Origin of the sequence: Flavobacterium sp. 2 (assembly GCF_049949195.1) — a bacterium.
Lineage (GTDB): Bacteria > Bacteroidota > Bacteroidia > Flavobacteriales > Flavobacteriaceae > Flavobacterium.
The window spans coordinates 2,167,362-2,181,452 of sequence record NZ_CP188206.1; the positions used below are offsets into that span (position 1 = coordinate 2,167,362).

Genomic DNA, 14,091 nt, shown 5'->3' on the forward strand with positions numbered 1-14,091 from the left:
AGTATGTTTGAAAATTGATAATTTAATAAATAAGTCACAAATGTAATAATCTTCTAATAAAATTTAGTTCAGAATTCTAAATTTAATTTCCGAAATTATATCTCAGCGTAAATCCTGATCTAATATTTGTAAGCGGGAAAGAAGTCGAAATAACTGCTTTCGAGAATGAATGGTCATAATAAAATATAGCTGTCAGATTTTTACTGAATGCATAATCTGCTGTTAATTTTAATGCCCAAATATTTTGTCCTGCTGCCAACTGGTTATTGTCATAATCTAAATAACGCACCAATGTTTGATTATTTCGATATGAAAAATCAGCTTTTATGTTAATATCACTTTTAATAATTCCCGTTGGATTATCCGCTAAACGAGATGAAAAAATAACATCTTTAAATCGATAACCCATTCCTACAACGTACTCTACACCTCTTACTTCAGTCAGCAAGTTATTGTCGAAACTCATTGACAATGCCCTGTCTCTTTTTATTTCAGTCAGCAAACGGAAAGAACTTTTCAGCTCAAAATCAACTCGAATCAACGGACTAAACTGTTCTACTAAATTGACATTTGACATTATCGTTTGATTATAAAAGTTCGAGTTTATATCTTGCCCGTTTGGATTCTCATAATAATCAAAATTAGACCTAAATTGATTTATGGTATAGGATGCACGGTAATTGTGCTGCAATGAAAAACGTCTAAAGTGATCTTTAAAATACTTAAAGCGCATCAACCCATTATATTTAATCGACCAGTTTGGAATAGGAAAACTTCTAAAAATACTAGTCGAAGCGTTCGACGCATCTTTTCCTGTATATGCCGCTAAAAAAGAAGGAAGCAATACCGCCTGATTACTTTTACCATAACCTATCGGATAACCGTCATTTGACTGAATTAACTTTCTCTGACTGTTATTTGGATTTGAAAGATCTTCTATAGGTGCATTAGGATTTTCAGGAGGAAGTGCTGTTGCATCATATCTCGGAATCGCTGAACCTGCACCATAATGATCCTCTGCCAAACGATTTGCAATTACCAAACGATTATTTCTAAAATCATCAAATGCAGCAGATTCATTTTCATTGCTTGTCGCAAAAGATGTTTTAATTAGCACTGTTGAAATTGAAAACATTCCATAAGTATAAGGTGACAAAGGCTTATAAAATAATTGTCCTATTGAATCTCTAACACTATATTGCTCTGATGAATTTTCAGAATATGCACGATCCATCGCTAAATCAATTTTTAGATCTGGCAATAAATCCATGTTCGCAGTTATTTTTAAAATCTTATTTTCTACCTGCGTGAAATTTTGGTTGAAATTATCATAATTCGTTAACCATCCATTTTTTGCTGATTCATATCGAACGTCATCCTGACTTCCAAAAATAAATCCTAACGATGGTTTTGCTGTACCAAAGAAACCAACACTTGGCGTATATCCTGGTAAAACTGTTCCGCTATTTTTAGTATAATTAACCTGAATGTTTTTTACACTTGTTAAAACTCCAATTAAACCATCATAAAACGGACTATTTTTTTCTACAGGTTTTGCAGTATTATTCACAACTTTTTCTCCAGGTTTTGGAGGCCCGGCTGGTTTAGGTTTTGCAGCTGTTTTTGCACCTGGCGTCAATCCTAAATATTTATATAATAAATTCATATTTAAGGTTGTCGTCAATGTATTTGAGTTGGCATTCTGAATTGTATTTCCTAAATTATACGTAATTCCATCATCAGCAGTAAATTCAGACATAGCTGTAGAAGCACGTTGCCAACTGTAATCAGCTGTATAAGAATAACTCGCTTTTACAAAACTCAGAACCGGAATTTTATACAATGGAATTTCATAATTCAATACTAATTGCTGCAAATGCTGATTTGGTGTACCAATGTCTAAATAATCATCCCAAATATTAAAATCTTCTTTTGGTGTTTTATCTTCATTCAAATAATTCTTCACAATATTATTTGATGCCGCTGTATAATTTAATTTTAATGATTTAGTCAGATTAAAACCAAATCCATATTGGTAATTAAAAGCAAAATTTCTTCTGTAAAGCGGATCAAGTCCTATACCTTCAACCTCAACCTGTCTATATTGTTGACGATTGCTTTGTCTTAAAATATTTGTATTAAACGTAATATTCGAAGGCAAATAATTAAAATTGAAATCGCTCAGCATTTTCCAATAATCACTTTTTTTCATGAATTTGGTCTGCTTGAAAGGCACAACTTCTTTTGGCTGAAAAGTATAAGCATAATTTACAGCAGAATTTGATTGTTGATCTCTATAATCTTCAACTTCATAATCATGGCGTGCCACCTCATTATATGATTGTGAAAAAGTGAAATTTTCAACATCATAAACATGCGGTTTTTGTTCTGGAGCCCTATCTTTTCTTACACCTATAAAGTTGATGCTTTTACGTTTTGTATAATCAATTGCACGAGTCCTGATATTATCTTTTTCTGCCTGATCAGTAGTTTCGTTAAGCAGCTGATCTAATTTAATATCCTGATTAAAAGGATCATATTCTGGCGTAATAACTTCTTCACCAATTGCATAATTAAAAGGCAAATTGATTCCCCATTTATGTGGCAATAATTTTCCTAAATTTAAATTGGTTACAATATTATACTGCTGAATATCTTCACGATCTCTTTCATTTGCACCTTGCTCCAGCGATCCAAATCCAATCGTACTTTTTCTTCCTGTTGCAGAAATGGTTGCAAAATCAGCCATATTGGTATCGACATTTAATAATGCCGCCATACCGCCTTTATTGTCCAGATCTGACATACGAAGCTCATTGAACCAAACCTCTCCTTTTATATCTTTATGATCGGCCCTGCTCTTAACTCCCACCATTAAATTTCGAACCAAACCAAAGTTGGGATTTCCTTTAATACCTAATCTTAATTTGCTGTCACCATCACCTCCGTCTGGAATTAAATCCGGATCATCATCAGGATAATAAACCCCATTAATATCTCTTTTAGGAGAATTAATATCCAATGGCATTGCCTTAATTTTCATTCTGGTCAATAAATCTAACGCCAAATCGATATTATTCTCTTCCATCCAAACCAAATCCGGGCTTATCGTACAAGACCCTCCTGTTTGTGTAACTTTTAACGGAATTTCAACTTGGTAATAGTTTTGAGTAAAGTCATTACCAAAACGAATAAAACCAACCATTTCATCGTCTCTTAAAGTAGCTTCATTAGGAAGAGATTCAGCGTGCAAGAACATTTTCAGTTTTTTGTATTGACGCATATCAACACTTACATTCTTGAAAGCAGCTCTAGAATCTAAATATTGTAATCCTGCCCCTCCAATTCGAACTGCTAAAGCCTGCTCATTTTGATTGATTATCGTATTGTTGTTATACAATTGTTCTCGCTGAACACCTGGCGGAATAACATAATTTACTGGACATTTTGTTCCGTTTTCCTGAATATTAACTGCGGCAACATCAAACTGAACTCCGTCATCATCTGGATTTGGATCATTTGCATCAAGTGTACCAGTATATTTTCTCCATTCACCTCTAACTAAATCCAAAGCTCCAAATCGCACTGTCATTTGATCATTAAAACCAGTCATAAACATACGCATGAAACGAATCGATCTAAAATCAGAAATGTTTCCGATTGTATTTTCTGGTTTTGATACCGGAATCTTAAACTGAATCCATCTTGCATTTGTAGTTCCTCCGTTTGGCAATTCGACATTACTTACTTCGCGGATATCCGTAATATAATTTGACCCAACCTGCATTCCTGGTTTCAAATCAATGCTGTATTCATAATAAGCATTAATCGTACTCATAGTGTTGTCACGATTAATGTCCTCTACATCTGGCAATGTTGTTGACCCACGATTAGGATCATTAATACTAACAGCAGAATTGCCTTCTGTACCATTATATTTTTTGTAACGATTGATAACTCCTCCGTCTGTATTCAGATAATAAGTATAGTTATCAGCTGCGGGATCTTGTTCCCCTGCATAATTATTATAAATCGCAGCTTCTTTAGCATCTGGCAAACCATCTAAACCAACGTCTTGATTTTTACGATTATCTGGGTTAGTATCAAATGCATAAATCAACGATTGAGAAGCTGGAACATCACCCCAAATAGGTTGCGGATTTACCATTACCTGATCCGGACCTAAACCATTTTCATATTGTTTTCTTCCGTCTTTTAAAACATCTTCAGAAACTTCACCTAAGTTGAAATAGATTTTACCTGTATTATTTGCCGGAGCTTCACCGTTTCCAACATAAGGATCCAATACCCAAAACTGAATATATTCAACATTACCCTGTTCGAAATTTGTTGAATTCAGCGCACGCATAATTCCTCCAAAATTAGACGAAGCTGCACTTGAACTAAAATTTGGGTTATTATTATAAGGTCCTCTGTCAGACGGGAAATAAGTTAAATCAAGTGTATTAACCACCTGAATCTGACCTTGGGCAATATCTGTATTTGGATATAACTCTTTACTGTAAATTCTTCTTGTAGAATTCAATGACAAATCATCGTTTGAAATACCGGATGGTTTTGAGGAGTAAAAAATTGGATCGATTGTATACCAAGCCAATTTTGCTCGTTTAAATCCGTAATCAAGCGTATTTGAATTAGCGTTAAATGTATTATCATTAATCGAATTTACAAAGGGAGTTGACGCTAAACTCCATGCATATGCAGATCTCATGTCAATTGTTGACTGAGAACCTTCAAAATCATCAATATAAATTGTTGCTTCGCCTTCAAAATCACTTGCTTTTGGAGCATCGGGTTTTAAAAAAGCAACTTCACCTCGTATCGAAAGATTTGACGGAACATCAGTATCCATATTTGGAAGCTTATTCACTAATCTGGTAAGGAATGGAACTTCTGTTGCATAATTACCATTGAATCCAAAAATTGTATTGTTTACTGATTCCTGACCGTAACTTGATTTTTGAGTAAACGGTTTTTCCGTCATTTTTAAATACGTACCGCCGACAACAAATTTGTCTGAAATTTTATGTTCAACATTGAATCCAATAAATCTTCGGGTTTGCTGTCCAAAAATAGAATTATTCTCTAATGAAACTTCAATTGGTGTATTTGAAGCCTGAAGCGATGGATCTAAAATTTGAACTCGTCCTAATTGATAATCAACGCTATAATCGATACCTTCAACAAGTCTTCGTCCGGCTGCCATTACAACAACAGAACCTTGAGGCACGTTAAAGGCTCCAATTGGGATTCCGTTACTTCCTGAAGATTTATATTTTCCTCTAAGTAAAAATTTATTCTTGTCACTGTCCTGCAATGCACCAGATTGTGTATTGCGATACATGCTTCTAAAAACGTATTTCTGCTGGTTCGGATTATATGTACTTGGGTCATTGTAGGTTTCTGCAGAATTTGAAACATGCAATTTGTTAAACAATACTTCTCCAAAAGGCTCTTTTGAAGTAAATATAATTCTACCATTTTGAACATCAACAGTAATACCTGGCAAATAATCAAAGAAACCATCTCCTCCTGTTTGTGGATCATTGTTATAATTCAACTTATCCAAATTAAAGACATTCAGCAAAGGAGTCTGATCTACTTTATTATCAGGGGCTGGATTTGGCGGAAAAGTAGATCCCGTTACCGGAGTAATATAGTTAATTGGAGAAGGATCAGTATACAAGATATTCATTCTAAAATCATCTTGTTTGATTTGATATGCCTGTGGAATTTGATAAACGTTTTTCATCATCAGATTCCAAACCGGATTTTGCACATTTGTCAAGTTGCTTTTAAGCATCTTCAAAATCAAACTTTGTGTAATAATCGCCTGATTAGAATTATTATTATTTCCGGTCACAACTGTAGCATCAACACCGTCACTTCCAAATTCTCCAACTTGATAAACCTTACCTCCTTCGGTATATTCATAAGCTACAGCCAGAATCTCATCATTTGCCAAACGTTGCTGCAATGATATATATCCTAACTGCGGATTGAAAGTAAATTCATTTGCTGTCAATTTGCGGGCATTCTCTAATATTGAGTAATCAGTTCCTTCGCTTACATTTGTATTATTGAATCCAGATTTTGCCGTAACGATTTCTCTAATATTCGAATTTAAAAATGATCCCGCTTGACCAATTGCTGCAGGATCGTACGCATTATTCTCATTATCAGCAGGTGAATCAACAGGCTTATTAAAAAATCCTGCAGTTGAACTGATAACAACAACTTCGTTATCAGGAACACCGCTAAGAGGTCCTTCACCTAAATCCTGAAGCGCAATAACATTACGAAGGTTGTTACTTGTTGTGCTTACCCTGTTTTGCTTATTAGTTACCCAAACCTCTATTCGTGTTACCTGAACACGACTATTGATAACGGGATAACTTTTTAACGAAGCATCATACCTGTCTCTAAAGAACTGAGACAAGAAAAAGTGACGGTCATTATCATAATCCAACGCATACAAATCAAAATTTTGCACCGTACCACCTCCTTCGGCTACAACACTCTTTGTTTGTGATTTTTGCTCGGAGAAAACACCTGTTACCGTTGTTTTTCCAAACTGTAATTGTGTTTTTACACCAAATAAACTCTGCGCACCACGAATTAAAGTACTGTTTAAAGGCATGCTGACATTACCTACTTCGACTTTCTGAATAATATCATCTTCAGAAGGAGTGTAAGCTAATTTAAATAAGTTTTGAAAAGCAAATGTAGATTGAGTATCATAATTAGCATTTACTTCTAATCGTGTTCCTACTTTTCCCATCAAACTCATACTGATTCTTTGATCAAAATCAAATGTGAGACTGGACCTGTTTCGGGGTGAAAATGATGGATTGTCTTGCTTTGTATATCGTATCCCCAAGTCCATTTCAACAGAACCTGTGGGTTTTACGTCAATTGTATTGCTCCCGAAAATACTTTCGAAAAAGCTTGAGTTAACATAATATCTTGGAAGTAAATTCTTTTTTGCAGCCTCACTTCCTGCTTTTTTTCCATCTATAGCATCAGCTTTTTTTCTGAAATAATCTCGACGAGACTCTTTCAGAACTAAATCTTCATATTCTTTGGGAGTTAAAATAATAGGATAGTTTACTGGAAAACCATCAACTGAATTAGTATAAATATACCGATCTGATATTGGATCGTATTTATAGGCCGAAAGTATGCTTGGAGGATCTTTCAACTCTAACTTTCCTTTGGAAAACTGAGTTTTAGTTGTATCTTGAACTGCCGGATTTACTTGCGATTGCAAAACATTACCGCAAAATAAAACCAGTAAAAAAATACAAATTTTACGCATACATTTGGTTTATGTTAGTTGAGTTACAAGCTTTTTAATGCCCTTTTTATGATGGTTTCTGCTGTAGCTTCCGGATCATCTTTTACGATCTTTTCGACTACTTTTTCAGAAGCTTTTCGAACAAATCCTAAAACTTCCAAAGCAGATAACGCTTCATCTCTGTTTGTATTGTTTTGAACTACTGAAACTTCATCCAAATCATACAATTTTAACACTTTTTCTTTTAAATCAAGTATAACTCTTTGAGCTGTTTTGCTTCCAATCCCCTTAATTGACTGGATAACTGCTACGTCTCCAGATGCAATCGCATTAATAATTTGTTTTGGTTCAATCGAAGACAACATTGTTCTTGCAATATTAGCTCCAATACCAGAAACAGATAATAACATTCTGAATATTTCGCGTTCTGACTTTTCAACAAAACCAAATAAAGTATGCGCATCTTCTTTAATTTGAAGATGCGTATACAATTTTATAAAATCAGCATTAGGAATTAACGAAAAGGTATGCAAAGAGATATTTACATGGTATCCCACTCCACCACAATCAATTACAACTTCTGTGGGATTCTTTTCAACTAATTTCCCTTGCAAATGTGCTATCATAAATATAATTTATAGTACCAAATATACATAAAAATAAGATTTTTCTCTTTTCTATATTGGACTATTGTGCTAATTTATTTTTTTTAATTTCTTTTTCCTGAGCATCGATAACTGCAATTGCAGCCATGTTGACCATTTCTTCAACGCTTGCTCCTAATTGGAAAATATGTACAGGTTTGTTAAGTCCCATCATAATTGGGCCTATTGAACCTGCTTTATTCAATTCTTTCAATAGCTTATAAGTGATGTTTGCCGACTCCAAGTTAGGGAAAACCAATGTGTTTACTTTTTTTCCTGCTAATTTAGAGAAAGGGAATTTTTCTTTTAGCATTTCTGAATTTAAAGCGAAATCTGCCTGAATTTCTCCATCTACAATCAATTCAGGATGATTTTTATGCAGATAAGCAACCGCTTCTCTAACTTTTGATGCATTTTGATGTGTTGATGAACCGAAGTTTGAATAAGAAACCATTGCAATAACTGGCTCAATACCAAACATTTTTGCAGTTTTTGCAGTCATCAATGCAATATTAACTAAATCTTGAGCAGATGGATTAATATTGATTGCAGTATCAGACAAAAACATTGGGCCACGTGCTGTAAGCATCATATTTGCAGTTGCAACAAGTGAAGCTCCAGGTGCTTTTTCAATTAATTGAAGCATTGGTTTTACAACACTTGGATAACTTCTTGAATGACCAGTTACAACCGCATCTGCTTCACCTTCATTTACCATCATGGCTGCAAAATAGTTTCTTTCACGCATGAATTTCTGAGCATCAAGCAACGAAACACCTCTGCGTTCTCTTGTTTCCCAGTATGAATTTGCAAATCTGTTACGTCTTTCTTCTTCTTCGTTTGTTTTAGGATCGATGATTTCAAGATCAGCATCAAAACCTAATTCAGCTTTTAATTCTAATATAATTTCTCTGTTTCCTAATAAAATTGGGAAACCGATTCCGTCTTCGTAAACAATCTGTGCTGCTTTTAAAACATTTAAATGATCAGCTTCAGCAAAAACAATTCGTTTTGGATTTAATTTAGCGCGATTAGTAATTAAGCGCACCATTTTATTGTCATTACCCATACGTTCGCGAAGCACATCTTCATAAGCGGCCCAGTCAGTAATAGGATGTTTTGCTACTCCAGATTCCATCGCCGCTCTCGCCACTGCAGGAGCTACAACTGTAATTAAACGAGGATCAAAAGGTTTAGGAATGATATATTCTTGGCCAAAACCTAATTTTGTCGCGCCGTACGCAACATTAACCTGCTCTGGAACTGGTTCTTTTGCCAAAATAGCTAAAGCTTTTACAGCCGCCATTTTCATCGCTTCGTTAATTTTTGTAGCTCTTACGTCAAGTGCTCCTCTAAAAATATATGGAAAACCAAGAACGTTGTTAACCTGATTAGGAAAATCAGAACGTCCTGTAGCCATAATAACATCTTTACGAGTTTCTACAGCCAGATTATAATCGATTTCCGGATTTGGATTTGCCATTGCAAAAACAATCGGATTTTCAGCCATTGTCAATAACATTTCTGGCGACATAATATTTCCAGAAGAAAGTCCGATGAAAACATCAGCACCTTTTACAGCTTCTGCTAATTCAATTTTAGCGCCGTCAAAAGCATATTTCAATTGCAAATCAGATAGTGAAGGATTGTCTTTTGTTAAAAGTCCTTTACTATTATACATTAAAACGTTTTCAACTTTTACACCTAATAAAACATATAAATCTGTACAAGCAATTGCAGCCGAACCTGCTCCTGAAACTACAACTTTAACATCTTCAGCTTTTTTTCCAGCCAATTCTAATGCATTGATTAAAGCCGCTGCAGAAATAATTGCAGTTCCGTGCTGATCATCGTGCATTACCGGAATATCTAATTCTTCAATTAGTCTTCTTTCGATTTCAAAAGATTCCGGTGCTTTAATATCTTCAAGATTGATACCTCCAAAAGTTGGAGCGATATTTTTTACAGTCTGGATAAACTCTTCTACGTTTTTTGTATCGACTTCGATATCAAAAACATCAATATCAGAGAATATTTTAAATAATAAACCTTTTCCTTCCATTACAGGTTTTGATGCTTCAGGACCAATATCCCCAAGTCCTAAAACGGCTGTACCATTTGAAATTACAGCTACTAAATTTCCTTTTGCTGTGTATTTATAAACGTCTTCAACGTTTGCTGCAATATCTAAACATGGCTCTGCAACTCCTGGCGAATAAGCCAGCGATAAGTCTCTCTGGGTTGCGTATTTTTTTGTTGGAACTACCTGAATTTTTCCTGGAGTCGGCTCTGAATGATACAGCAGCGCTTCTCTTCTTTTACTCTCTTTGTTCATTATTTTTAGCTTTTATTCTAGCTTACAAAGATATAAGTCTTAGTTTAAAATGGGGCGTTTTTAGTGCTTTCTTTTGTTAAAATAACAATTTACGGCATCAAAAAAAAATAGTCCTTCAAAATCAGGACTATTTTTACAACTATATATTTTGGCTTTTTTTTATTGCGAAATATAAGAATTCAAGTGGTTTATGGTATCTTTTTGAATTTCGATAATGGCTTTTACAACATCGCTTATGGAGATAATTCCAACTACAGTTCCATCTTCTAAAACTGGCAAATGTCTGAATCTTTTTGTGCTCATCAGCTCCATGCAATCTTCAATATTATTTGAAAGATTTACTGTAATAACATTGCTTTCCATAATTTCATGAACAAAAGTCTCTTTTGACGATTTATCCTTCAAAACAATTTTTCGAGCATAATCCCTTTCAGATAATATTCCTTTTAGGTCAGTTCCATCAATTACAAGAATTGCCCCTATGTTTTTTTCGCCCATTACTTTCAATGCTTCATAAACTGTTGTAGTTGAAAGTACGGAATAAACATTTCTTCCTTTTGCGTTTAGTATTTGATTTACAGTCATATCTGAAAAAATTTAGATTTATAAAGTTAAATAAAAAATGACAAAACTTTTTATTAAAATTTACTTTTTAAAAATCTAATTCGTTCATTTTAAATAAAATACACTACATTTCAGTTTTTCAAAATTATTCAATAAAGAATGAAATCAATTGAAGAAGTTTTTTGTGAAAAATTTGTTTTTTTAACGCTTTCTATGGTTTCATAAAAAAAGAGCTCCTTTCATAATTAGAAAAGAGCTCCTTTTTTGATTGTTTCTTTTTTACAAACCAACGATGATAAATTCACTTCGTCTGTTTTGCTGATGTTCTTTTTCAGTACATTTTACGCCATCAGCACATTTGTTTACCAATTGAGTTTCACCATAACCTTTTGCTGTTAATCGGCTTCCATCAATTCCTTTGCTTATTAACCAATCTTTTGTTGATTGTGCTCTTTTATCAGATAAAATTTGATTGCTTTCTGCAGATGAACGGCTATCTGTATGCGAACGAATATCTAATTTTATATTTGGATACTGATTTAAAACATCAACAACTTTATTTAAATCAAGTTCCGATGTTTTTTTGATGGTTGCTTTTCCTAAATCAAAAAAGTTCATTGGAATATGAAGTAATTTGGCTAAATCTGTTCCGATTTTTATTGGTCCTAGTTTAACTGGTTTTACAACTGTTTTTTTGATTTCGATTGCTTTAGTAGCTAAAGGTTTGAACATTTTTTGCATTGTAAAATCCAAAGTTGTTTTACCATTTTCTTTTTTAAGCACTGTCGAAATATCTTTTATTCCATAATCAGTTTTTGATGCTCGGATAGAATATTTTTTACCGCATTTTATTTTTGGAAAAATATAATTCCCTTTATCATCTGTTACGATTGTCGAAAGAGGATTAAAATTTTCATCGAATAAATTTAAACTTACATTCGATAAAACCTCATTCGATTCAGCATCAGAAACTGTTCCCATTAAATCTTGTTCGCAAACCAATCTTTTAGTTTCTGCAAAACGATAAACATCGTCTAAACCGTGGCCATTATTTCTATTAGAAGAAAAGTATCCGGTTCTGTTTTTACTGTCAATTGTAAATCCGAAATCGTCTTGTTTTCCGTTTACTGGTTCTCCAACATTTTGCACATCATCTTCAATTGTGCTGTCAGGGTTTATTTTTGTAACGAAAATATCAAGTCCGCCAAGTCCCGGGCGTCCATCTGAAGCAAAATAAAGTTCATTTTCATTTGAAACAAAAGGAAAAGTTTCTCTTCCTTCCGTATTAATTATTGGTCCTAGGTTTTGAGGCTGACCAAAAGTTCCGTCTTCATTTATTGCCACTTTAAACAAATCTGACTGTCCTAAAGTCCCTGGCATATCTGACGCAAAATACAATGTTTTTTCATCGATACTTAATGCAGGATGTGCCGTGCTATACTGATCGCTGTTGAATGGAAGTTCTTTTTCATTCACCCATTCATCATTAATAAATTCCGCTTTATAAAGTTTTAAAAGCGTTACTTGCTTGTCATTTTGCCCTCTTTTTCCGTCGGTGAAATTATTTCTGGTAAAATACATTGTTCGGCCATCTTTTGTGAAAACTGGCGTCGATTCATTAAATTTTGATTTCTGTTTTTTACGAAATAATTCCGGCTTGCTGACGCTTCCGTCTGGCATTAAATCAGCTATATATAATTTCGAAAAAGATTTGTTTGTCCATTTAAAACTAGTCTTTGCAATTCCGCCCGTATCTCTTGCTGAAGTGAAAACAATTTTTTTATCCAAAATAAAACTTCCATAATCAGAATAAGGTGAATTAATTCCGGCATCTGCAATTTCATAACGACCCGAATTTAATTTGATTTGTTCCAAATAGTTTTTATCATTTCGAATTAAAGAAGCTCTTTGTTGTGAATTTGCTTTTTGATTGAATTTTTCTAAAACTTCATCGGCTTTACGATAATTTCCTGATGCTTTTAAACATTGTGCATATCGGTACAAATATTCTGGTTCTTGTTCTTCATTCAATATGAATAACTCATTATACCATTGCAAAGCCGACTGTAATTCGCCTATAAAATAATAGGAATTAGCTAATCTTTGCACTATTTTTTCATCTTTAGTTCCTTTTTCTATCAAACTTTCATATGCTTTTATAGCATCTACGAAGGCATAATCATCATACTTTTTATCTGCGGAACTTATTTTTGTTGTCTGTGCATTTACTTTGAAAAAAAGAAATACAAACAAAACAGAAAAGCTTACTATTTTAATTCTCATGATCGGTATCAAATTAGAAAAATCTTGGAGATGTCATTTTTTTATAACTATTGAAAAACTCGAATCGAAGGAAAATCTCATGAGATCCCGAGTTATATCGTCTTAAATTGGTAGTTTCATGATCGTATCCGTATCCAACATACATCCCCTTTGATACTTGAAAACCTGCCATTGCACTTACTGATGCGCTCCAGCGATAAGCAAGTCCGACTACGAATTTATCATAAAACATGAAATTACCCGAAACATCAACTTGCAATGGTGCTCCCTGAACCATTTTAGTTAATAAAGCAGGTTTAAATCGGATATATTCTAATTTGTCCAGATTGAATACGTAACCTGCTATGAAATAATAATTTATTTTTTCTTTGAAAATAGCTGTGTTGTTATCATCATAACGATTTGTTTCAATGAAATTTGGAACAGAGAATCCTAAATATGCTCTATCAGAATGCCAATAAACCCCTGCTCCAATATTTGGTGAAAATTTATTGTCTAAATCCTGAAACTGTTCATCTCCTTGATTTTCAAAGCTTAATTTGCTGACATCAAGATTAAACATATTCGCCGTAGCTTTTATTCCAAAAGAAAGTTTAAATGATTCAGAAGTAGGAATACTATAAGACAAATCAGCCGATAAAGTATTTTCAACCGTTGGTCCAATTTTATCATTGACCAAAGAAACACCTAAACCTAATTTGCTATTATTGCTTAAAGGTGTATTTAATGAAAATGTACTTGTCTCTGGAGCACCATCAAGCCCGATCCATTGTGTACGATACAATCCAAATACATTCAATACACCTCTAGAACCAGCATAAGCAGGATTCACCGAGATTGTATTGTACATATATTGTGTGAACTGCGCATCTTGCTGAGCCGAACACACGACTGAAAAAAACATGAAAATTAAAATTAATTTTTTCATTTAGTAAGCTTTTAAAACG

General features: G+C 33.8%; 6 protein-coding genes. All 6 read right to left on the minus strand.

What is annotated here, in order from left to right:
* Nucleotides 1–82: 82 nt before the first annotated feature.
* Nucleotides 83–7,339 carry a cell surface protein SprA gene (gene sprA / locus ACNFIH_RS09380; protein WP_426486411.1) on the minus strand — a complete coding sequence of 2,419 codons (7,257 nt, stop codon included), beginning with the start codon at nt 7,337–7,339 and terminating at the stop codon, nt 83–85.
* Nucleotides 7,340–7,362: 23 nt separating this feature from the next.
* On the minus strand, nt 7,363–7,944 hold the full coding sequence (gene ruvA, locus ACNFIH_RS09385) for a Holliday junction branch migration protein RuvA (RefSeq protein ID WP_426486412.1): 582 nt from the start codon (nt 7,942–7,944) through the stop codon (nt 7,363–7,365).
* Between the two features lie 61 nt (nt 7,945–8,005).
* Nucleotides 8,006–10,297, minus strand: a complete 2,292-nt coding sequence (locus ACNFIH_RS09390; protein WP_035651478.1) for an NADP-dependent malic enzyme — start codon at nt 10,295–10,297, stop codon at nt 8,006–8,008.
* A gap of 159 nt (nt 10,298–10,456) precedes the next feature.
* The gene (locus ACNFIH_RS09395; RefSeq protein ID WP_026730719.1) at nt 10,457–10,882 is read right to left on the minus strand and encodes a CBS domain-containing protein; all 426 of its coding nucleotides are present in this window, start codon (nt 10,880–10,882) and stop codon (nt 10,457–10,459) included.
* 258 nt (nt 10,883–11,140) lie between these two features.
* On the minus strand, nt 11,141–13,144 hold the full coding sequence (locus tag ACNFIH_RS09400; RefSeq protein WP_426486413.1) for an OmpA family protein: 2,004 nt from the start codon (nt 13,142–13,144) through the stop codon (nt 11,141–11,143).
* A gap of 13 nt (nt 13,145–13,157) precedes the next feature.
* Complete coding sequence (locus ACNFIH_RS09405) at nt 13,158–14,072, minus strand: PorP/SprF family type IX secretion system membrane protein (protein WP_426486414.1); 915 nt, start codon at nt 14,070–14,072, stop codon at nt 13,158–13,160.
* Between the last annotated feature and the right edge of the window lie 19 nt (nt 14,073–14,091).

Excerpts from the sequence above, each read along its gene's own strand:
- ACNFIH_RS09405 (WP_426486414.1), bottom strand. The coding sequence starts at position 14,072 with ATGAAAAAATTAATTTTAATTTTCATGTTTTTTTCAGTCGTGTGTTCG.
- ACNFIH_RS09400 (WP_426486413.1), bottom strand. The coding sequence starts at position 13,144 with ATGAGAATTAAAATAGTAAGCTTTTCTGTTTTGTTTGTATTTCTTTTT.
- ACNFIH_RS09390 (WP_035651478.1), bottom strand. The coding sequence starts at position 10,297 with ATGAACAAAGAGAGTAAAAGAAGAGAAGCGCTGCTGTATCATTCAGAG.
- ACNFIH_RS09395 (WP_026730719.1), bottom strand. The coding sequence starts at position 10,882 with ATGACTGTAAATCAAATACTAAACGCAAAAGGAAGAAATGTTTATTCC.
- ruvA (WP_426486412.1), bottom strand. The coding sequence starts at position 7,944 with ATGATAGCACATTTGCAAGGGAAATTAGTTGAAAAGAATCCCACAGAA.
- sprA (WP_426486411.1), bottom strand. The coding sequence starts at position 7,339 with ATGCGTAAAATTTGTATTTTTTTACTGGTTTTATTTTGCGGTAATGTT.